At 64.7% G+C, this 21,033-nt stretch carries 16 protein-coding genes; 14 read left to right on the forward strand and 2 right to left on the reverse strand.

Features of this window, described 5'->3' with window-relative positions; genetic code table 11:
* The first annotated feature begins 50 nt into the window (after positions 1 to 50).
* The 6 genes from A9D12_RS11510 (at position 51) to A9D12_RS11535 (ending at position 7,839) form a co-directional block, all read left to right on the forward strand.
* The gene (locus A9D12_RS11510) at positions 51 to 344 is read left to right on the forward strand and encodes a hypothetical protein (protein WP_156522872.1); all 294 of its coding nucleotides are present in this window, start codon (positions 51 to 53) and stop codon (positions 342 to 344) included.
* A gap of 99 nt (positions 345 to 443) precedes the next feature.
* Positions 444 to 1,829 carry a TIGR03013 family XrtA/PEP-CTERM system glycosyltransferase gene (locus A9D12_RS11515; RefSeq protein WP_068351963.1) on the forward strand — a complete coding sequence of 462 codons (1,386 nt, stop codon included), beginning with the start codon at positions 444 to 446 and terminating at the stop codon, positions 1,827 to 1,829.
* Positions 1,826 to 3,958: an XrtA/PEP-CTERM system histidine kinase PrsK gene (gene prsK, locus A9D12_RS11520; protein WP_068351965.1), complete on the forward strand. Its 2,133-nt coding sequence runs from the start codon at positions 1,826 to 1,828 to the stop codon at positions 3,956 to 3,958. The genes A9D12_RS11515 and prsK overlap by 4 nt, the downstream gene beginning before the upstream one ends.
* Complete coding sequence (prsR, locus tag A9D12_RS11525) at positions 3,958 to 5,322, forward strand: PEP-CTERM-box response regulator transcription factor (RefSeq protein ID WP_068351966.1); 1,365 nt, start codon at positions 3,958 to 3,960, stop codon at positions 5,320 to 5,322. The genes prsK and prsR overlap by 1 nt, the downstream gene beginning before the upstream one ends.
* 37 nt (positions 5,323 to 5,359) lie before the next feature.
* Positions 5,360 to 6,793 (forward strand): tetratricopeptide repeat protein, encoded by a 1,434-nt coding sequence (locus tag A9D12_RS11530; RefSeq protein ID WP_068351969.1) that lies wholly within the window; start codon positions 5,360 to 5,362, stop codon positions 6,791 to 6,793.
* Positions 6,794 to 6,840: 47 nt separating this feature from the next.
* Positions 6,841 to 7,839, forward strand: coding sequence for a bile acid:sodium symporter family protein (locus A9D12_RS11535; RefSeq protein WP_068351971.1), 999 nt, complete (start codon positions 6,841 to 6,843; stop codon positions 7,837 to 7,839).
* Here the strand turns inward: A9D12_RS11535 and panB are convergent.
* Complete coding sequence (gene panB, locus A9D12_RS11540; protein ID WP_068351973.1) at positions 7,824 to 8,696, reverse strand: 3-methyl-2-oxobutanoate hydroxymethyltransferase; 873 nt, start codon at positions 8,694 to 8,696, stop codon at positions 7,824 to 7,826. The two genes, A9D12_RS11535 and panB, sit on opposite strands and share 16 nt — an antisense overlap.
* 194 nt (positions 8,697 to 8,890) lie before the next feature.
* Between panB and A9D12_RS11545 the strand changes: the two genes are divergently transcribed.
* The 8 genes from A9D12_RS11545 (at position 8,891) to A9D12_RS11580 (ending at position 20,278) form a co-directional block, all read left to right on the forward strand.
* The gene (locus A9D12_RS11545) at positions 8,891 to 10,453 is read left to right on the forward strand and encodes an amino acid permease (RefSeq protein ID WP_068351975.1); all 1,563 of its coding nucleotides are present in this window, start codon (positions 8,891 to 8,893) and stop codon (positions 10,451 to 10,453) included.
* 112 nt (positions 10,454 to 10,565) lie between these two features.
* Entirely contained in the window at positions 10,566 to 11,357 is a 792-nt protein-coding gene (locus tag A9D12_RS11550) for a recA-like protein (RefSeq protein ID WP_231889616.1), read from the forward strand.
* Positions 11,278 to 12,858, forward strand: a complete 1,581-nt coding sequence (locus A9D12_RS11555) for a DUF6504 family protein (RefSeq protein ID WP_068351977.1) — start codon at positions 11,278 to 11,280, stop codon at positions 12,856 to 12,858. The genes A9D12_RS11550 and A9D12_RS11555 overlap by 80 nt, the downstream gene beginning before the upstream one ends.
* Positions 12,859 to 12,914: 56 nt before the next feature.
* A complete protein-coding gene (locus A9D12_RS11560; protein WP_082925545.1) occupies positions 12,915 to 13,247 on the forward strand; it encodes a PilZ domain-containing protein in 333 nt (110 codons plus the stop codon).
* Positions 13,248 to 13,323: 76 nt separating this feature from the next.
* Positions 13,324 to 14,559: a putative DNA modification/repair radical SAM protein gene (locus A9D12_RS11565; protein WP_068351979.1), complete on the forward strand. Its 1,236-nt coding sequence runs from the start codon at positions 13,324 to 13,326 to the stop codon at positions 14,557 to 14,559.
* Entirely contained in the window at positions 14,559 to 16,019 is a 1,461-nt protein-coding gene (locus A9D12_RS11570; protein ID WP_068351981.1) for a UdgX family uracil-DNA binding protein, read from the forward strand. Before A9D12_RS11565 ends, A9D12_RS11570 begins: the two co-directional genes overlap by 1 nt.
* A gap of 1 nt (position 16,020) precedes the next feature.
* A complete protein-coding gene (locus A9D12_RS11575) occupies positions 16,021 to 19,548 on the forward strand; it encodes an error-prone DNA polymerase (protein ID WP_068351983.1) in 3,528 nt (1,175 codons plus the stop codon).
* A gap of 10 nt (positions 19,549 to 19,558) precedes the next feature.
* Positions 19,559 to 20,278: an extensin-like domain-containing protein gene (locus A9D12_RS11580; RefSeq protein ID WP_068351985.1), complete on the forward strand. Its 720-nt coding sequence runs from the start codon at positions 19,559 to 19,561 to the stop codon at positions 20,276 to 20,278.
* A 3-nt stretch (positions 20,279 to 20,281) separates the two neighbouring features.
* Here A9D12_RS11580 and phoB read toward each other — a convergent pair whose 3' ends face one another.
* Entirely contained in the window at positions 20,282 to 20,971 is a 690-nt protein-coding gene (gene phoB, locus A9D12_RS11585; RefSeq protein ID WP_068351987.1) for a phosphate regulon transcriptional regulator PhoB, read from the reverse strand.
* Between the last annotated feature and the right edge of the window lie 62 nt (positions 20,972 to 21,033).

A 21,033-nucleotide genomic window follows, 5' to 3' on the forward strand; every position in this document is an offset into this window, starting at 1 on the left:
GGTTGATTGCCGCTCCCTGAAACAATCTGACATCACGAGGGAGAATTATCATGGAATATGAAACCGAAACGCAGATCCGCGAGCCTGCCAATCCGGCCAACCCTGCTGCGGCGCCCGCAACGCACACCACCATCGTTCGCGAAAAGCGCGGGTCGAGCGGTTTTGTCGTTATCGCACTGGTGGTCGTCGCACTGCTTGCGGCGGGATATTTCTTCATGCGCAGTCAGGATTCCGAGATCGTCCGCGATGCCGCAATCACCGATGCAGCGAACCAAGTCGGCGAGAGCGCGCAGAAAGCCGGCGCTGCGATCGAGAATGCCGCCGACCGGGTCACCGGCGAGTAAGGCGTTCGCTGTCTTAATGGACACAGTGTAAAGTTTACCGACATTTCATTTCTTGCGCGTAGTCCGGTTGGCTGTGATGGTTAACCGGACCGCGACCAAATGATCCGCCTGTTCAAGCACTATATCCCGCACGCCGTGCTGCTGCTCGGGCTGCTCGATCTGATCTTGCTGGTCATCGCGAGCGAGCTTGCATGGCAATGGCGCGCGCATCAGATCGGCATGGATCTGGGTGCCCTATCAGGTCGCGGTTTCGCGCTTGTGGGCACGGCTCTGGTCATCTGGCTGGCGATGATTGCCGTTGGGGTTTACGGCCCATACGCCCTTCGGTCCCTGCGTTTTGCCGGTGCCCGCGTGCTGGTCGCGATCAGTCTCGGGATCATTGCGCTCGCCGTGGTCGATTTCGTGATCCGCAGCGACATGTTCTGGCGCTCGACGCTGCTCTATACAATGGGGCTGGCGATCGTCGTGCTGGTCGCCGACCGCTTGCTGCTCAATTCCTTTCTCGGGTCCTCCGCTTTCCGGCGCCGCGTCATGGTGCTGGGCGCCGGATCGCGGGCGCAGCGCTTGCGGGAACTGGGCGACAAGCCCGAAACCGGATTTTCCGTCGTTTCCTATGTCGCCATGAGCGAGGACAACCGTGTCGTCGAAGAGGCGATCGCGCGCGGCGCCATTCACGATCTTGGCCGGTTCGTGGAAAATCTCGGCGTATCGGAAGTGGTGCTCGCATTGCAGGAACGCCGCAACGCCCTGCCGCTCAAGGATCTCCTGCGGATCAAGACCAAGGGCGTCCACGTCAATGATTTTTCGAGCTTCATCGAACGCGAAACCGGGCGGGTCGATCTGGAGACGATCAACCCTTCCTGGCTGATATTCTCGGACGGGTTTTCAAGTTCGCGGATGTTTTCAAGCGCGATCAAGCGGATCTTCGACATCACGGCCAGCACCGTATTGCTGGTGCTGACCGCGCCGGTGATCGTGCTGTTCGCGCTGCTGGTCAAACTCGACAGCAAGGGGCCGGCATTTTTCCGTCAGCAGCGCGTCGGGCTTTATGGTGAGCCGTTTACGCTCATCAAGCTGCGCTCGATGCGCACCGATGCCGAGAAGGACGGGGCCAAATGGGCCGAGAAGAACGATCCGCGCGTTACCCGCCTCGGGCGTTTTATCCGCAAGGTCCGGATCGACGAATTGCCGCAATCATGGAGCGTGCTGAAAGGCGAAATGAGTTTCGTCGGCCCGCGACCCGAAGTGCCGGCCTTTGTCGAATCGCTCGAAGATCAGATTCCGTTCTACAGCGAGCGCCACATGGTGAAACCGGGCATCACCGGCTGGGCGCAGATCAACTACCCCTATGGCGCGTCGGTCGAGGATAGCCGCTGCAAGCTCGAATATGATCTCTACTACGCCAAGAATTACACACCGTTCCTCGATCTGGTGATCCTGTTGCAGACCTTGCGGGTCATCCTTTGGCCCGAAGGTGCGCGATGACCGGGCTTGGTGCGCTCCTGCCGCTGGCGGGGCTGGGGATCTGGCTTGCAGGCGCGGCGCTGAACGGCGCAGCGATCCTGTGCATCTTTTACCGCGCTGACCCTTCGCGGCCCGACCGCGGCGGTTTGCTGGCCGCATCAGCCGCCAGCACTGTCTGGTGCCTGCTGGCCGCAATTCTGGGCGCCGATCATACCGCAGCGACGATTGCCGCTGCGGCGCGCAATCTCGCTCTGATCGCGACGATCTACTGCCTTTTCAAAGCGGATGGCAGAACCGCCACGCTCAAACCCGTTCGTCCGCTGATTGTGTCGCTCGTCCTCGTCCAATTGCTGCAACCCGCGCTCGTTCTGGCGCAGGATCTGCCAGCCACGGCGAATGGCGCGGCCGGCGCGCAGGATATTTTCGCGGTGCGGCTGCTGATCGACATGCTGGTCGCAATCGGCGCGCTGATGCTGCTCCATAACCTTTATGCAGGCGCGGCAAGCGCGATGCGGCCGGTGCTGCGCTGGACCGGGATCGCGCTTGGCGGGATTTTCGTTTTCGACCTCAACCTCGATACGCTGGCCTATCTGGGCGGCGCTTTGCCCCAGCCATTGGGAGACCTGCGCGGACTGTTTTCGGGCGCAATGGCCGTGTTGGCGGCACTGGGGTTGAGCGCGGCGGGGCCGCGGGTGCAATTCAGCCCTTCGCGCGCCGTCGCCTTTCGGACGCTCTCGCTGGTTCTGATCGGGGTCTATCTGACCATGCTGGTGGTCGGAGCCAAGGCGATTGCGATGATTGGCGGCGACATGGCCCATGCGAGCCAGGCGGTATTCGTGATCGCTGCGATTGTCGCTGCGGGCCTGGCGCTGCCATCGCCGCGGCTGCGCGGGTGGCTGCGGGTGACCGCGACCAAGCACCTGTTTCAGCATCGCTATGATTACCGCGAGGAGTGGCTGCGGTTCACCCGCACCATCGGGCAGGGCAGCGCGGGCGGAGCAAGCCTTGAGGAGCGGATCGTCAAGGCCTTGGCCGACATCACCGAAAGCCCGGCCGGGCTCTTGCTGATGCCCAACGAACAGGCCCAGCTTGAGCTGACGGCGCGGTTCAACTGGCCCACTCTCGCGGTCCCGGCAGTGGCAGCTGACAATGCGCTTGCTGCAGTGCTCGAACAGCACAACCTGATCCTCGCGTTTGACGAAGCCCGCGCCGGGATCGATCACGCGGGCGAAGCGGCACAGGTTCCGGGCTGGCTGATGGAGGCCGAGGATGCCTGGGCGCTCGTCCCGCTGATCCATTTCGACCGGTTGGTGGGCGTCATCGTCCTTGCCCGCCCGCGCAATCCGCGCCCACTCGACTGGGAGGATTTCGACCTGTTGCGCGTCGCCGGCCAGCAATTGGCAAGTTACCTTGCGGAACAGGCCGGCCAGCAGGCTTTGATGGATGCCAGCCGCTTTGACGAATTCAACCGGCGCATGGCCTTCGTGATGCATGACATCAAGAACCTCGTCAGCCAGTTGTCGCTGTTGGCTGCAAATGCGGAAAAGCATGCCGACAATCCTGCGTTCCGGGCCGACATGCTGGTGACGCTGCGCAATTCTTCGGAAAAGCTGTCGGCCTTGCTGGCCCGCCTCGGGCGTTACGGGTCTGGCCATGTTGCCGATCTCGGCCCGATCGATCTGGTGTCGCTGGCGCGCGGCATTGCCGCACAATTTGCAAGCGTGCATCCCGTTGCGCTGACTCGCGAGTTGCCGGTTCATGTGATGGGCAAACGCGAGGCGTTGGAGCAGGCGCTGATCCACTTGGTCCAGAACGCCATCGACGCCAGTGCGCCCGGCAGTCCGGTGTTTCTGGATATCACGGCCGAAGGCCTCAGCGGCACGATCGAAGTGATCGATTCCGGCGAAGGTATGAGCCCCGAATTCGTGCGGACCGGACTATTCAAGCCGTTCATCTCGTCCAAGCCTGGCGGTTTCGGGATCGGTGCCTTCGAAGCGCGCGAACTGATCCGCGCGATGAACGGGCGGCTGATGGTCGAAAGCCGCGAGGGGCTCGGCACCCGTTTCACCGTCACGCTGCCGCTTGCTGCCGCCGCGAGCCTGCTGGCGCAGGGAGAAACCGACAATTCCATCCATCAAGAGGTCGCGTGATGGCTGACAAGAAACCCGTATTGCTGGTGATCGAGGACGATCCCGGTCTGCAAGCCCAGTTGAAATGGGCCTATGATGATTTCGAGGTCGTGATTGCGGGCGATCGCGACAGCGCGATTGCGGCTCTGCGGTCCGAGGCGCCGGGCGTGGTCACGCTCGATCTCGGGCTGCCCCCCGATCCGGACGGAACCAGCGAAGGCTTTGCAGTGCTTGACGCGATCATGGCGCTGAAACCCGATACCAAGGTGATCGTCGCATCGGGCCACGGCGCGCGCGAAAGTGCCTTGGCCGCAATCGCCCGCGGTGCCTATGATTTCTACCAGAAGCCGATCGATATCGATGCCCTTGGCTTGATCGTGCGGCGCGCTTTCAACCTGCGCGCAATCGAGGAGGAAAACCGGCGGCTGGTCGCCTCTGCCAGTGCGGACAAGACCGTGCTTGGCCGGATGATCACCGGCGCGCCCGAAATGGTCAAGGTCGCGCGCACGATCGAGCGCGTGGCCCGCACCAGCGTTTCGGTAATGCTGCTGGGCGCGAGCGGCACGGGCAAGGAATTGCTGGCCAAGGGGCTGCACGAGGCAAGCGACCGGGCAAGCGGGCCGTTCGTCGCGATCAATTGCGCCGCCATCCCCGAAAACCTTCTGGAAAGCGAACTGTTCGGGCATGAAAAAGGCGCGTTCACCGGCGCCGTCAAGACTACCGAAGGCAAGATCGAAAGTGCCGATGGGGGCACGCTGTTTCTTGACGAGGTTGGCGACATTCCGCTCCCGCTACAGGTCAAGCTTCTGCGGTTTCTGCAGGAACGCACGATCGAACGCGTGGGCGGGCGCCGCGCGATCGCGGTCAACACCCGCATCGTTTGCGCCACCCATCAGGATGTCGAAAGCATGATCACTGCGGGTCTTTTCCGCGAGGACCTGTTCTACCGCCTCGCTGAAATCGTGATCCGCATTCCCGGCCTTGCCGAAAGGCACGGCGATCCGGTGTTGCTGGCCAAAGCGCTGCTCAAGCGGTTCGCAGCCGAAATGAATCCGGCGGTCACCGGCTTTTCGCCTGATGCGCTGGCGGCGATCGATGCCCATGACTGGCCGGGCAACGTGCGCGAGCTTGAAAACCGCGTCAAACGCGCGGTGATCATGGCCGATGGCAAGCTGGTCAACGCAGGCGACCTCGATTTCGGCCCAAGCGACGAAGAGGACGGCGATGTCCTCAACCTTAAGGCCGCACGCGAAGCGGCCGATCGCCGGGTGATCCGGCACGCGCTCGCCCGGTCGGAAGGCAATATCTCCAGCACGGCCAAGATGCTCGGGATAAGTCGCCCGACATTGTACGATCTGCTGAAGCAATATGACCTTCAGCCGTAGGTTTGCTGCATGTCTTTGGGCGGCGCTTTTGCTGGGGATGGCAGCCTGCTCGCAAACCCCGGTATCGGCGCCGCGGTCAGGATCGGGTGAGGGCAGCCCGCAATTCACGCGGCTGATCAACGATGCCAACGCCGCGATAGACGAAGGCGCGCTCGCGGCGGCAGGCGCAACGCTTGACGAGGCGCGCGCGCTGGGCCCTGAAAATCCCGACCTCTGGCTTGCGATCGCGCGGCTTCGCCTGCGCGGCGGTGAACATCTCACTGCGCTCGAGGCGGCAGACCGCGCGCTGGCGTTCGGGCCGGATTATGCCCCGGCCTTGCGTCTGCGCGGGCTTATGGTGCGCGATGCCCACGGCGCGCCGGATGCCTTGGGATGGTTCGATGCAGCGCACGTAGCAGATCCGGAAGACGCCGATATCCTGGCCGAATATGCAGCCACGCTCGGCGATAGCGGCGATGCGGCAGCGATGCTCGAAGGGGTGCGCAAGTTGGCCGAACGCGCTCCCAACGATCCGCGTGCCTTGTATTTTCAGGCCGTGCTCGCCGCACGCGGACAGGAATTCGTCCTTGCGCGCAGCCTGCTTGAACGCAGCCGCATCACCGAGCGCGGCATTCCGGCCGCGATGTTGCTCGATGCAGCGATCAGTCTTTCGCAAGGCAACGGCGAAAGTGCTGCGGCAACGCTGGAGACATTGACCGCGCGGCAACCTGCCAATCCGCGGTTGCGTGAACTGCTGGCCTGTGCGTTGATGATGGGCGGGCAGTTCCAGTCCGTTGTCACCCGGTTCGGGCCGGAAGCCGACTTGCCCGAAACGTCGCCCTATCTGCTGATGCTGGTCGCCCGCGCGCACGAACGATTGGGCAATCGCGCAGCGGCGGCGCCTTTGCTGGCGCGCGCCTATCGTCCGGTGCGGGACGAGGCGGCCGTGCTAGCGCTGCGCGACGGGCTTCCGCAACCCACCAGCAATGTGCGCCGCGCCTTGTGGAATGGCGATCGTGACGGTGCCGCCGCGCAAGCTCGCACGCTGCGTTTGCGCTTTCCCGCATCCGCCGATGTTGCCGCGCTGGCGGGCGACGCCTTGCTGGGGGCGGGCGATCCGCGCGCTGCATTGACCGACTATGCGCTTGCTTCCGAAGCGCGGCGGCCATGGCCCACTGCGCGCAAGGCGGTGTGGACTTTTGCCCGGCACGGTAACCGGGCCGCTGCCGGAGTCCTGCTTATGCGACAGGTAAAGGGCGAGCCCCGGACCGCGAGCGCCATCATTGCGCTTGCCCGGTGGAAGGCTAATCGCGGCGAATGGGAACGCGCAGCCCGCTTGCTAGATCATGCCATCGGCCTTGGTGCGGGGCACGATCCGGCTGTGCTGGGTCTGCGCCTGCGGGCGGCTCTGGCGATGGGCGACCGGCAAGCCGCAGAAAAAATGGCGGCGCTTTTGGCGGAAATCAGACCGCGGAAGTTTGCTGCGCGGTAGAAGCGCGCTCGACATCTGCGTCCACGCACGGCAGGGACGCACGCCTGATGCCCGGTTCTACGCCAATCCTCGCGCGGTTTGCCGCCTTGCGTGATCCGATGATCGCGGTCTTGGTGCTCGCCACGCTTCTTGCGCTGATCGTGCCTGCCGCAGGCCCGGCGCGTGCCGTCGCGACGACGATTTCCAATGTCGGGATATTTGTCCTTTTCCTCGTCAACGGGATGCGCATCCGACGGTCCGAAATCCGCCGCGGGCTTGCCAACTGGCGTTATTTCGGGCCGCTGATGCTGTTCGTGTTCGGCGCGATGACCCTGATCGGGCTTGCCTTTGCCAAACTCGCCGCGCCGTGGCTGCCGCCGCTGGTCGCACTGGGTTTCATCTATCTGGGATGCCTGCCTTCGACGGTGCAATCAGCCACGTCCTACACCAGCCTTGCCAATGGCAATGTCGCGCTGTCGGTGGTGGGCGCGGCTCTGATCAATATTGCCGGGGTGATCATCAGCGCGCCGCTGTTTGCCGCGGTTGGCGGCGGAGCGGCAGGCGATATCGGGACGAGCGCGATCCTGCGGATCGTGCTGATCCTCGTGCTGCCATTCGCTATTGGGCAGATGGTGCAGGACCGTTTCATCGACCGGCTGATCGCGCACAAGTCCACCGCGGCCTGGCTTGACCGAGCGGTGATCGGGATTGCGGTCTATGTCGCGTTTTCGGGCGCGGTCGAGCAAGGCCTGGGAACGATGTTCGGCACGGCAGACTGGGCAGCGCTGGTCGTTCTGGTGCTCGCGATGTTGGTCGCGGCGCTGGCGAGCGCCTGGAGCGTGGCCCGGCTGCTGCGCCTGCCTCGCCCCGACCGAATCGCGTTCCTGTTCGCAGGATCGCAAAAAAGCGTCGCCATCGGCGCGCCGCTGGCCGCTATCCTGTTTCCTCCGGCAAGTGCAGGGTTCGTGATTGCGCCGCTGCTGCTCTACCATCTTGCGCAGCTTGTGATCGCGGCACCGCTTGCCGGGCGATTGGCGCGTGGCCCTAAAGATCAGGCCTTGGGCTGATATGTCTGGTCTGCGGTGGGGAAGCTGCGATCGCGCACTTCTGCCGCATACTGCGCGACAGTGCGGTCGATCACACCGGCGATGTCTTCGTACCGTTTCACGAAACGCGGCACGCGCTCGAACATGCCGAGCATGTCTTCGGTAACCAGCACCTGCCCATCGCATTGCGCCGAAGCGCCGATACCAATCGTGGGGCAAGCCACCGCCTTCGTCGCGGCAATCGCGATCGGTTCGACCACGCCTTCGATGACGATCGCAAAAGCGCCCGCATCATCGAGCGCCTTGGCATCCGAAACGATCTTTTCGGCTTCGGCATCGGAACGCCCGCGCGCGCCATAGCCGCCCAGCACATTGACCGCCTGCGGGGTGAGGCCGACATGGCCCATCACCGGAATGCCGCGGCTGTTGAGGAAGGCGACCGTGGGCGCCATCGCCGCGCCCCCTTCCAGTTTGACCGCGGCCGCGTCGGTCTGCTTCATCAGAAAAGCCGCGCTTTCGAACGCCTGCTGGGGCGAGGCTTCGTAGCTTCCGAAAGGCATGTCGACCACCACCACCGAATGATAGCTGCCGCGCACCACCGCCGCGCCGTGGTTCGCCATCATCTCCAAGGTCACCGGCACGGTCGAGGGCAGGCCATAGATCACCTGCCCGAGGGAATCGCCCACCAGCAGCAGATCGCAATGCGCATCGAGCAGCTGCGCCTGCCGCGCGGTATAGGCGGTCAGCATCACCAGCGGTTCGCCCGTCACCCCGTTCACCTTGCGCGCGCGGATGGCAGGCACCGTCAGGCGCTTCATCGGGGCAGGAGTGGGGTTGGCGCGGCTTGTGCTCGTGTCGAGCTGGAAGGTCGTGGACATGGGTCGAGGCTCTAGCGGGTGTGCAGGCTGGGGGAAAGCCTGCGCATTGCGGCTTGTTTTGCGAGGCAGTTGCGCTAGCGTTGCGCCCATTCGATCGCGCGGGGGATCTGCTTGCGATCAGTGGGAGACCTAACTCAGATGTTTCTTGATCGGGTAAAGCCGCGCGCCGCGCAGGCGTGCAGGGGGAACTGGTAATGGCCAGCAAACCAAATGGCAGCATCGCTGCGCGCATGTTCGCGCGCAAATCCATCGCACAGGTGCAGCGCGAAAGCGCGACAAGCGAACTGAAGCGTTCGCTGGGCAAGTGGAATCTTCTCCTGCTCGGCGTGGGCTGCATCATCGGCGCGGGCATCTTCGTCCGCACCGGTAGCGCGGCCGCGCTGCATGCCGGCCCTGCCGTGCTGCTCAGCTTCGTTGTCGCGGGCATCGTGTGCGCCTTTGCCGGCCTGTGCTATGCCGAACTGTCCTCGACGCTGCCGGTGTCGGGGTCGGCCTACACTTACAGCTACACCACGTTGGGCGAATTCGTCGCATGGATCATGGGCGCATTGCTGCTGCTCGAATATGGTCTCGCCGCGTCGGTCGTGGCGGTGGGCTGGTCGGGTTATGTCGTCAGCCTGCTGGCAGACTTCGGCCTTGTCATCCCGCCACAATTTACCGGGCCTGCCGGCTATACGCTGATGCGTGACGGCGCACCGGTGCTGGTCGACGGTCAGACTGTGACGACGCTTTTCAACCTGCCCGCGTTCATGATCTGCATGGCGCTGGCGCTGTTGCTGGTGGTCGGCGTCTCGGAAAGCGCCAAGGTCAATAACGTCATCGTCGCGATCAAGGTCAGCGTGCTTGCCGCCTTCATCGTCGTTGGCGGCGGGATCGTGCTGAGCAACCTGCCGACGCTGGTGTCCACCAACTGGGTGCCCTTCATTCCCGAAAACACCGGCCCCGGCCAGTTCGGGGTCGACGGGATCATGCGCGCCGCCTCGATCGTGTTCTTCGCCTATATTGGCTTCGAAGCGGTTTCTACCGCGGGCCAGGAAGCCAAGAACCCTGCGAAGGATATGCCGTTCGGTATCATCGGCAGCCTTATCGTCTGCACGGTGATCTATATGCTGGTCGCCGCGATCATGACCCTGCTGGTGCCCTACAGCACGCTGAACGTGCCCGATCCGGTTGCCGTGGTGGTCGATAACTTCGGTCCGCAGTGGGGCTGGCTGGCGAAGATCATCAAGGTCGGCGCGATCATCGGTCTGACTTCGGTGGTGCTGGTGCTGATGTATGCCCAGACACGCATCTTCTACACGATGGCGCGCGACGGGTTGCTGCCCAAGGTGTTCAGCAATGTTCACCCGCGGTTCCAGACCCCTGCGCTCAACACCATCGTGGTGGGGATCGTGACCGCTGTCGCGGCAGGTTTCTTCGACATCAACGTGCTGGGCGACATGACGTCGGTTGGCACGCTGGCGGCGTTTGCGATCGTATGCCTTTCGGTGATCTACCTGCGCCGCGCGGCGCCTGATCTGCCGCGCGGGTTCAAGGTACCGCTTTATCCGGTGCTGCCGGTGCTGGGCATCCTGTCGTGCGTCTATCTCATCACGACCGTGCCTCTGAATGTGCTGACCTTCTTCGCCTATTTCATGGTCGGGGCAGTCGCGCTGTATTTCGTCTATGGCTTGCGCAATTCGAACCTGCAGCATGGCGAGACACAGGACGATGCGCCGGATATGGGCGAGTTTCCCGGGCCCGTGATCGACGAATAAGTCGCAGCGGTACGCAAATCGAAGGGCGCGGGAAGCACACAGCTTCTCGCGCCCTTTGCATTGTCAGCACGCCAAGATTGGAACATAAGGCGAACAAATGAGTCGTTCGCCCATGTCCTTGATGCCTTCTGTGCCGCTGCCCCACGGTATTTTGCCGCGCGCCCTGACGCGCGATGTGCCTTGCGCATTGCCCGATGCGCGCTGGCGTCCGGGCCTTGCTGCGCAGCCTTTCCACTCGGAAATCTTCGCCTCGGCCAATGAGGCAAGCGGCGCAGGGCTGGCGCTGGCCTTTGCTCGTGACGCTCTGACGTCATGTGCCGAAGATCGCGGCGACGACGACGCCCGCCAGATTCTGTGGGTGCAGGACCGCGCGGCGATCAGGCTGGGCGGACGGCCCTGTCTTGCCGGCTTGCCGCAAGACCTTGCGCACCGCCTGATCCATGTCGCGGCGCTCACCCCCGAAGATGCGCTGTTTGCGCTTGAGGAGGGTCTGAAATGCCGCGAGCTTGCCTGCGTGATCGGAGAGATCGCAGGCAACCCCAAGGCGCTCGGCTTTACCGCCTCGCGCCGGCTCAGCCTGATGGCGGAAAGGCACGGCGTGCGGTTGTGGCTGGTGCGGCTGGATGCAGCGCCCGACCTGTCTTCGGCCCGGATGCGCTGGCAGGTGGCGGCGGCACGTTCTGCGCCCCCGCGCTGGAACCCGGCGGCGCCGGGCACGGCGACCTGGTACGCCGAACTGTTCCGGGCGCGCACCCATCAGCCCGGCCAATGGAGCCTCAGCGATGATGCAGGAACCCTGCGCATCGCCGGCGAATCCGACCACGATGCCGCTGCCGCGCCGGATCATGTCGATCTGGCTCGCGCGACTGTCGGTCGATCGCTGGCGGCGCACGTCCTCGGCTGAGGCGGACCGCGCGCCCACGGCGCTGATCCTCGATACCGCGCACGGGCCGCGCATCGTTGCGGTCAATGATTGCGGGGCGGAGGCTGGTGCGCGCACCGGGATGCTGCTCGCCGATGCGCGTGCGCTGTGTCCGGAACTGGCGGCGGTGCCGGCCGATCCGGCAGGCGATCTTGCGATGCTCGAAAAGCTTGCACTGTGGGCCCAGCGTTGGGGGCCATGGAGCGCGCTTGATCCACCTGATGGCCTGTTGGTCGATATTACCGGGGTCGCCCATCTGTTCGGCGGCGAGGCGCGCTTGCTTGAAGACGCCGTGCGCGGCTTTGCCCAGCGCGGACTGACCGCGCGCGCCGCGATTGCCCCGACGGCCGGCGCCGCCTGGGCACTGTCGCATTATGCGCGCGGGCCGGCGATCCTTGCCCCCGGCGATGATCCGCTGCATCTGCTGGGCGATTTGCCCGCTGCTGCGCTTCGCCTTGATGACGATGTGCTGACCGTGCTGCGCCGCCTGGGGATCAAGCGTCTGGGCGAACTGGCCGGCGTCAGCGGTGCGGGCGATGATCCGGACAGCGAAGCGGCCGCGCGCGATGCGCTGCGCCGCCGCTTTCGCAATCACCGCGCGCCTGCGGCCAATCCGCTGCTGCGTCTCGACCAGCTGCTCGGCCGCGTGCCTGAGCCCTTGCTCCCGGTGCTCGCGCGGCCGATGCCGATGGTCCAGCGCCGGTTGATGGAGCCGCTGCGCCATCGCACCCCGCTCGATACCGTGGTGGCCGATCTTGCCGCCGACATGGTCCGCACGCTCGAGGCATCGGGGGAGGGCGCACGGCGGCTTGAACTGGCGCTGTGGCGGGTGGATGGCGAGGTGCTGCAACGCCGGATCGAACTCGCCGCCGCAACCCGCGCGGCGGACCACATCACCCGGCTGTTTGCCGCGCGGCTGGACGATGTCGATGCAGGTTTCGGGATCGAGATGGTGCAACTGCGCGCCAGCTGGACCGAGCCCTTGCATCTGTCGCAGGCCGATCTCGATGCAGCGGCCGAAAACCATGGCACTTCGCTTGCCGCGTGCATCGACCGGCTGACCGTCCGGCTCGGGGCCAAGGCCGTTACCCGCCCCGTTGCCCGTGCGAGCCACATCCCCGAACGCGCACAGGGCTGGCAGCCCCCGCTTGCACCTGTTCCGCCGATACAAAGCCGGCTCGCATTCCACACCCGTCCGCTGAAAATGCTCGACCGGCCAGAACTGATCGCGGTGCTTTATGCCTCGCCCGACGGGGTGCCCCAGCGGTTCCGCTGGCGCGGGCAGGTGCGTGATGTGGCGCGGGTCGAGGGGCCCGAACGGATTGCGCCCGAATGGTGGCGCGAACGGTCGACCACGCGGCTGCGCGATTATTACCGGATCGAGGATGACAGCGGGCGGCGATACTGGATCTACCGCCAAGGGCTCGCGGGCGACGGCCGCGGCGGGGTGCCCGACTGGTTCCTACAGGGCCTTTGTGCGTAGTTTCAAGTTCTAACCTGCTTAGTTTTCCTTTTAGAAATTCGTGCGATACGTAAACCATGAACCTGACTTCCATCCCGCGCGCATCCGATCGGCGGCCGATGCACCTGACGGTGAAAAGCCGGGTGCGTTCACGGATGATATTCGTCGAACTGGTCGACCTGTCCGAAGGCGGCTGCAAGATCCGCGCGAAGCCGGGCTTTGCGCAAGTGGGCGACAGCGTGACGATGCGGGTCGGCACTATCAATGCGCCGCTCGGGATAATTGCCTGGGTCGATGGCGGGTTTGCCGGGGTGGCCTTCGAAGGCGCGATGCATCCTGCCGTGATCGATTATCTTTGCAACGAAGGGGCAGGGCGCGACGAAGCCAGCAAGCTGCGCCGCGTGCTGTAATCGCGCGCTTGCACGCTTTGCATTTGGCATAGCGCTTGCGAGAACATATATGGAACACGAAAGGTGTTCCAGGTTCATGCAACAAACACTTCGCCAGAAACTCGAGATCCTTGCCGATGCGGCAAAGTACGATGCATCATGCGCGTCGTCGGGCACGGCCAAGAAGAATTCACTGAGCGGCAAGGGCCTCGGTTCGACCGAAGGCATGGGCATTTGCCATGCCTACGCGCCGGACGGGCGCTGCATCTCGCTGCTCAAGATCCTGCTGACCAACCACTGCATTTTCGATTGCCATTACTGCATCAATCGCAAGAGCTCGAACGTGGCGCGCGCGCGCTTCACGCCGCAGGAAGTGGTCGACCTCACGCTCAATTTCTACCGGCGCAATTATATCGAAGGGCTGTTCCTGTCCTCGGGCATCGTCAAGAACGCCAACCACACGATGGAGCAACTGGTCGAGGTCGCGCGCATCCTGCGCGAGGAGCATGATTTTCGCGGCTACATCCACTTGAAGACGATCCCCGAGGCCGATGCCGAGATTATCCATACCGCCGGGCTCTATGCCGACCGCGTGTCGATCAATGTCGAACTGCCGACCAATGCCGGCCTGACTAGGCTCGCACCCGACAAGAACGAAGGCCAGATCGAAGGCGCGATTGCGCGCACCAAGGCACGGATCATCGAGGCCAAGGACGAGCGCAAGCGGTTCCGCCACGCGCCGCGTTTTGCGCCCGCGGGCCAATCGACCCAGATGATCGTCGGCGCGGACGATGCCAACGACACCGCGATCATCGGCAAGGCGAGCCGGCTTTACGGCAGCTTCGGTCTGCGCCGCGTCTATTACAGCGCCTTCTCCCCGATCCCCGATGCCAGCGCCGTGCTGCCGCTGAAGCGCCCGCCCTTGCTGCGCGAACACCGGCTTTACCAGTCCGACTGGCTGATGCGGTTTTATGGCTTTGCCGCGCAGGAGGTCGCCGATGCGGCCGAGGCCGATGGCAATCTGCCGCTCGATATCGATCCCAAGCTCGCCTGGGCGCTCAAATTCCGCGAAAGTTTCCCGGTCGATGTGAACCGCGCGCCCAAGGAAATGCTGCTGCGCGTGCCGGGGCTGGGCACCAAGGCGGTGGCGCGCATCCTCGCCTCGCGGCGGCACCGAACGCTGCGATTGGACGATATCGCGCGGCTGACGGTGTCGGTGGCCAAGGTGCGGCCTTTCATCTGCACCCTCGACTGGCGCCCGACCTTCCTCACCGACCGCGCGGATTTGCGCGGCATGCTGGTCGCCAAGTCCGAGCAGCTGGAACTGTTCTGATGGGCCCCCGCAAGCACGTGTCTTTCGGCGCGCATTATGCCGTGCATCTGCCTGCGCCCGATGATTTTGCCGCTTGGCGTGAGCGGGCGCGCGGGCTGGTGCAGGCCGATGTGCCGCCGGACCGCGTTTCTTGGGTCGAGCCCGGCGGAACGGGCGATCTGTTCGCCTCCGAAAGCCCCGCGCGCAGCGAAAAGCGCCTGCCCGTGCCGCCCGCCGATGCCCCGGCGGTGCGGGCCAGCCAGCGGTTCCTGACGCTTGCCCGCAGCGCCGCGCTGCATTCCGACCCCACGCGGTTTGCGCTGCTTTACCGCCTGCTGTGGCGGCTACAGCGCAACCCGCGGCTGATGGAGGACAAGGCCGATCCCGAGGTGCGACGGCTTGAGGAACTTGCCAAATCTGTGCGCCGCGATGCGCACAAGATGCATGCCTTTGTGCGTTTCCGCGAAGTCGCCGAAGAAGACGGCACGCCGCACTTCGTCGCCTGGTTCGAGCCCGATCACCATATCGTGCGCGCCGAGGCGGCGTTCTTCATGCGCCGCTTTGCCAATATGCGCTGGTCGATCCTGACCCCGCAAGGCAGCGTCCACTGGGATGGCGAGACGATGCGCGAAGGCCCGCCTGCGCGCCGCGAGGATGCCCCCGGCGGCGATCCGGTCGAGGACCTGTGGCGTTCATACTACGCCTCGATCTTCAATCCGGCGCGGCTGAAGGTCGGCGCGATGCTGTCGGAAATGCCCAAGAAATACTGGAAGAACCTGCCAGAGGCAGAGCTTATCCCGCAGTTGATCGCGGGCGCTCAGGCGCGTGAGGCAGCAATGGTCAAGGCGGGCGAACGCGAAGAACGCGTGCGTCCCGCCTCGCTCGCGGAGGTGGCGCAGGCCATTGCTACCTGCCGCGATTGCCCGATTGCCGAATGTGGCACCCGCGCGGTGCCGGGCGAAGGCACGCCGGATGCACCGGATTTCTCAGGGTTGATGATCGTCGGCGAGCAGCCGGGCGATCAGGAGGATCTGGCCGGGCGGCCCTTTGTCGGCCCGGCGGGACAATTGCTGGACGATCATCTGGCACGCATCGGGATCGAACGCGGTGCCGCCTATCTCACCAATGCGGTCAAGCACTTCAAGTTCACGTGGAAAGGCAAGCACCGCCTGCACCAGTCGCCCGGCGCGAAAGAGATCGACACCTGCCGCTGGTGGTTCGATGCCGAGCGCGCGATCGTCCAGCCCCGGATCGTGCTTGCGCTGGGTGCCAGCGCGGCGCGCGCGATGCTCGGCCGCACGGTCAGCGTCACGCGCGAACGTGGCCGCCCGGTGATGCTCGACGACGGGTCGGAACTGTGGCTCACAGTTCACCCGTCCTATCTGCTGCGCCTTGATGGCGACGCGCGGCAAGCGCAGACGGCGCTGTTTGCCGCCGATCTGGCAGCGGTGAAGGGACGGCTCGCGGAGCTTGCGGGCTGATATGCCCGACGCTCCGCTGACCCCCGACAAACGCACGCTCGACATCGACCCCGACGCGGTCGCCGCTCCGCCGCGCGCGCCCTTTGTCGAACTCGGGCTTGCCAGCTGCTTCAGTTTCCTGCGCGGTGCATCGGATGCGGTCGATCTGGTGCTGACCGCACATGCGCTGGGCTACGATGCGCTGGGGATCGCCGATGTCAATTCGATGGCCGGCGTGGTACGCATCCACACCGAGGCCAAGACGCTCAAGATCAGACCGCTGATCGGCTGCCGGATCGAAACCGTCGAGGGGTTGGCTTTCCTCGCCTATCCGCAGGACCGCGCCGCCTATGGCCGGCTGTGCCGCCTGATCAGCGCCGGGCGGATGCAGACGCTCAGCGGCGAATGGCAGGACAAGGGCGTGTGCGAGATCGATCTTGCGCTGCTCGCGGGCCATGCCGAAGGCGTGCAGCTGATCCTCATCCCGCCCGATGATCTGGAACTGCCGATCACCGTTATCGTGCCCAGCAACGTGATCCCTTTCGCGCGTCCCGCACCGCCGTCTGCCTCGGATGACAGCACGCCGGAAGGCGACGCTGCCGATCCGGTCCGGGGCGGGCAGGCCATGCAACTGGCAGCGCCTTTGCCCGAACTGCTTCCGCACCTTGTCCACCAGCTTCCAACGCTGCGGCACCTTGCGGCCAGTTATCTTTACCGTGGTGACGATATCGCCCGGATCGAGCGGCTCGATCAGCTTGCGCGGGCCAATGGCCTTGGCCTGTTGGCGACCAACGATGTCCACTACCACGCCCCCGAACGCCGCGCGCTGCACGATGTGATGACCGCAATCCGGCACAAGACCACGGTCGCGGCGGCCGGCCATCTGCTGCACCCCAATGCCGAGCGCTATTTCAAATCGCCCGCAGCGATGCAGCACCTGTTCGCGCGCTGGCCCCACGCGATTACCGCGGCGCGCGAGGTGGCGGATGCGTGCCGGTTCAGCCTTGATGAACTGTCCTATGAATACCCGCAGGAAATCTACCCCGACGATCAGACCCCGCAGAGCTTTCTGGAAAGCGAGGTGCTGGCGGGGGCTGCGCGGCGCTATCCCGAAGGCGTGCCCGAAACCGTCCGCGCCACGCTCGCGCGCGAGCTCGCGTTGATCGCCAAGCTCGATCTGGCGCGCTATTTCCTCACCATCAAGGATATCGTCGATTTCGCCCGCGGCTGCGATCCGCCGATTCTGTGTCAGGGGCGGGGGAGCGCGGCCAATTCGGCGGTCTGCTACGTGCTCGGCATCACCTCGGTCGATCCGGCCAAGCACCAACTGTTGTTCGACCGCTTCATCTCCGAAGAACGGAAAGAACCGCCCGATATCGATGTCGATTTCGAGCATGAGCGGCGCGAGGAGGTGATCCAGTATATCTACCGCAGATATGGCCGCCACCGCGCGGGCCTGTGCGCGACCGTGATCCATTATCGCCCGCGCATGGCAATCCGCGAAGTGGGCAAGGCAATGGGATTGTCGGAAGACATCACCAGCGCGCTTGCCCGCACCGTGTGGGGCGGATGGGGGCGCGAGATCAACGAGAAGCACGCTGCCGAAACCGGGCTCGACATCACCGATCCGCACCTCAGACGCGTGCTAAGGCTGACCGAGCAGATGATCGGGATGCCGCGCCATCTCGGCCAGCACGTCGGCGGCTTCATCCTCACCGAAGGCGCGCTGACCGAGACCGTCCCGATCGGCAACGGCGCGATGCCGGAACGTTCCTTCATCGAATGGGACAAGGACGATATCGAGGCGCTGGGCATCCTCAAGGTCGATGTGCTGGCGCTGGGGATGTTGACCTGCGTGCGCAAGTGCCTCGATCTGCTGGCCACGCATCATGGCCGCGACCTGACGCTTGCGACTGTCCCGCGCGAAGACCCGGAAACCTATGCGATGCTGCGCAAGGGCGACTCGCTCGGCGTGTTTCAGGTCGAAAGCCGCGCGCAGATGAACATGCTGCCGCGTCTGCGCCCGCGCGAATTTTACGATCTCGTCATTCAGGTCGCGATTGTCCGCCCGGGGCCGATCCAGGGCGACATGGTCCACCCCTATCTCAAGCGGCGGCGCGGGGCCGAGCCTGTCCAGATCCCTGCGCCCGCGCCCGAATACGGCCCGCCCGACGAACTGACCAGCATTCTGGGGCGCACCTTGGGCGTGCCGATCTTTCAGGAACAGGCGATGAAGATCGCACTGGATGCGGCCAAATTCTCCAGCCTCGAAGCCAACCGGCTGAGGAAGGCGATGGCGACCTTCCGCAGCCGCGGGATGGTCGACGAGCTGCAGGACATGATGGTCGAACGCATGGTCGCACGCGGGTACGACCGCGACTTTGCGCAGCGCTGCTTCAACCAGATCCGCGGCTTTGGCGAATACGGCTTTCCCGAAAGCCACGCGGCAAGTTTTGCGCAGCTCGTCTATGTGTCGAGCTGGCTCAAATGCCATTATCCCGCGGCCTTTGCTTGCGGGCTGCTCAATTCGCAGCCGATGGGGTTCTATGCGCCCGCGCAGATCGTGCGCGATGCGGCCGAGCACGGGGTCGAAGTGCGGCCTATCGATGTCAATGCCAGCGCGTGGGACTGCACGCTCGAGGGGGCAGGCGGCAATCATGCGCTGCGTCTGGGATTGCGGCAGATCGATGGGCTGCCCGAACATATTGCCGCTGCATTGGTGGCCGAGCGGGAGGCGGGGGGGACTTTCTCGACCATCGCCGATCTGCGCGCGCGCACCGGGCTTTCGCCTGCGCATATCGAACGGCTCGCCAGCGCCGATGCCTTCACGTCGATCGGGCTGACCCGCCGGCAGGCCTTGTGGGATGCGCGCAGCCTGATCGCCGTTCCCGATCTGCCGTTGTTCCGTGCCGCCGGTGTGCGCGAGGAGGGGGCCGAACGCAGTGCGATCCGCTTGCCCGCGATGCCGCTGTCCGAGGAAGTCGTGACCGACTACCAGACCACACGCCTCAGCCTGAAGGCGCACCCGATGGCATTCCTGCGCGCGGATCTGGCCGCACGCGGTTTCGTGCGCGCGGCCGATCTGCGCAGCCGCAAGTTCCGCAGCATGGTGCAGGTCGCCGGCGTGGTGCTGATCCGCCAGCGTCCCGGCAGCGCCAAGGGCGTGACCTTCATCACGCTGGAGGACGAGACGGGCGTGATCAATCTCGTGATCTGGCCCGATCTCAAGGAGAAGCAGCGCAAGGTCGTGATGGGCGCACGGTTGATGGAGGTGCGCGGGCGGGTGGAGTATGACGATGAAGTGATCCACGTCATCGCCGCGCACATGACTGACGCGACCCGGACATTGCACCGCTTGTCCGACGACCTGCTCGATGCGCCACTTGCCCGCGCCGACCATGTCAATGCGCCGTTGTCGGGTCGCAAGCCCGCCCACCCCCGCGAAGCGGTGCGGCCGCGCGACATGATCGATGAAATGGCGCCGCTGCCCAATGTGACGGGGCATCCGCGCGATCACAGAATTCTGCCCAAATCGCGGGATTTCCATTAAGGGCTCACCGATGTCTCGTAGCAAAACCAATTCGCATTACCGCGCCGCCGCGCGCGCGGTGTTCCTGCTCATCGTGCTGATCGGCGCGATCGCAGGCTGGCAGTGGCTGCAAAACCATCCCGAACACAACCCGATGGCGCCGCTCGATCTCGATGATCCGCCGGGCTGGGCGACGCGCACCAAGATCGCGAAGCTGCGCGAGGATGTGGGCGAATGCCGTGCGGTGCTCGAACGCAGCGAGGTGGCCTTCACCGTGCTCGACCCGGCGGGCGAGGGCGAATGCGCGCGAACCGACCGCACGCAGCTGGGGGACTATCCGCTAAGCCCCGATACGCCCGCGGTAACCTGCCCGGTCGCCGCCGCGCTCGAAATCTGGCGACGCGACAGTGTCGGGCCGGCAGCGCGCGACATCATGGGAAGCGATATCGCCCGGATCGAGCATTTCGGTGCCTATTCGTGCCGGCGGATCAATGGCAGCGAAGCGGGCGCGTGGAGCGAGCATGCCACTGCGAACGCGATCGACATTGCCGGATTCGTGCTTGAAGACGGTCAGAAAATCAGCGTGTTGCGCGATTGGGACAGCGAAGGGCCGAAGGCACAATTCCTGCGCGCGGTGCGTGACGGGGCGTGCAACGGCTTTGCCACGGTGCTCTCACCCGAATACAACGCCGCACATGCCGACCACTTCCATTTCGATCAGGACGATCGCTGGAGCGGCGTCTGCCGCTGAGCGTTACACAGGTTCGAGCGCGTAGCCGGCCGATCGCACGGTGCGGATCGGGTCACGGGCGCTGTCGATCGTGATCGCCTTGCGCAGCCGCCGGATGTGGACATCGACCGTGCGCAGCTCGATGTCCGAGCCATTGCCCCACACCCCGTCGAGGAGCTGACCCCGGCTGAACACACGGCCGGGACTTTCCATGAAGAATTTCAACAGCCTGTATTCGGTAGGCCCCAGCTGAAGCGCCTGTCCGCGGCGCTGGACCTTGTGTGCGACGGGGTCGAGCTTGAGATCGCCCACCTCAACCGTCTCGCCTGCCAGGACCGGGCGGATGCGACGCATGACGGCGGCGACCCGGGCGAGCAACTCACGGGGGGAAAAGGGTTTCGTGAGATAATCGTCGGCTCCGGTTTCAAGGCCGCGGATGCGATCGTCCTCGGCCTCGCGCGCGGTGAGCATGATGATCGGGACGTGCGCGGTGTCTTTGTCGCGGCGCAGGCGGCGGCAGACTTCGATCCCGCTGGTGCCTTCGATCATCCAGTCGAGGATGATCAAGTCGGGGGTTTCTTCCGCAGCCAAAACAAGCGCTTCGTCGCCATCGCCGGTGCAGCGCACGGCGTAGCCTTCGTTCTGGAAGCGGTATTCCAGCAGTTCCGACAGCGCCGGATCATCTTCGACAAGCAGCAGTTTGGCAGCGGACATGCGCAAGGTGTCTCCCCGAGGCCCGCAAGCGTGCGGGCGGTGCCCGGACGCTATGTGTCACT

The sequence above is a fragment of the Erythrobacter neustonensis genome (assembly GCF_001663175.1).
Classification (GTDB): Bacteria; Pseudomonadota; Alphaproteobacteria; order Sphingomonadales; family Sphingomonadaceae; genus Erythrobacter; species Erythrobacter neustonensis.

Coding starts and splice junctions, on each gene's coding strand:
- A9D12_RS11510 (WP_156522872.1), top strand. CDS start 51: ATGGAATATGAAACCGAAACGCAGATCCGCGAGCCTGCCAATCCGGCC.
- A9D12_RS11515 (WP_068351963.1), top strand. CDS start 444: ATGATCCGCCTGTTCAAGCACTATATCCCGCACGCCGTGCTGCTGCTC.
- prsK (WP_068351965.1), top strand. CDS start 1,826: ATGACCGGGCTTGGTGCGCTCCTGCCGCTGGCGGGGCTGGGGATCTGG.
- prsR (WP_068351966.1), top strand. CDS start 3,958: ATGGCTGACAAGAAACCCGTATTGCTGGTGATCGAGGACGATCCCGGT.
- A9D12_RS11530 (WP_068351969.1), top strand. CDS start 5,360: ATGGCAGCCTGCTCGCAAACCCCGGTATCGGCGCCGCGGTCAGGATCG.
- A9D12_RS11535 (WP_068351971.1), top strand. CDS start 6,841: ATGCCCGGTTCTACGCCAATCCTCGCGCGGTTTGCCGCCTTGCGTGAT.
- panB (WP_068351973.1), bottom strand. CDS start 8,696: ATGTCCACGACCTTCCAGCTCGACACGAGCACAAGCCGCGCCAACCCC.
- A9D12_RS11545 (WP_068351975.1), top strand. CDS start 8,891: ATGGCCAGCAAACCAAATGGCAGCATCGCTGCGCGCATGTTCGCGCGC.
- A9D12_RS11550 (WP_231889616.1), top strand. CDS start 10,566: ATGTCCTTGATGCCTTCTGTGCCGCTGCCCCACGGTATTTTGCCGCGC.
- A9D12_RS11555 (WP_068351977.1), top strand. CDS start 11,278: ATGCCGCTGCCGCGCCGGATCATGTCGATCTGGCTCGCGCGACTGTCG.
- A9D12_RS11560 (WP_082925545.1), top strand. CDS start 12,915: ATGAACCTGACTTCCATCCCGCGCGCATCCGATCGGCGGCCGATGCAC.
- A9D12_RS11565 (WP_068351979.1), top strand. CDS start 13,324: ATGCAACAAACACTTCGCCAGAAACTCGAGATCCTTGCCGATGCGGCA.
- A9D12_RS11570 (WP_068351981.1), top strand. CDS start 14,559: ATGGGCCCCCGCAAGCACGTGTCTTTCGGCGCGCATTATGCCGTGCAT.
- A9D12_RS11575 (WP_068351983.1), top strand. CDS start 16,021: ATGCCCGACGCTCCGCTGACCCCCGACAAACGCACGCTCGACATCGAC.
- A9D12_RS11580 (WP_068351985.1), top strand. CDS start 19,559: ATGTCTCGTAGCAAAACCAATTCGCATTACCGCGCCGCCGCGCGCGCG.
- phoB (WP_068351987.1), bottom strand. CDS start 20,971: ATGTCCGCTGCCAAACTGCTGCTTGTCGAAGATGATCCGGCGCTGTCG.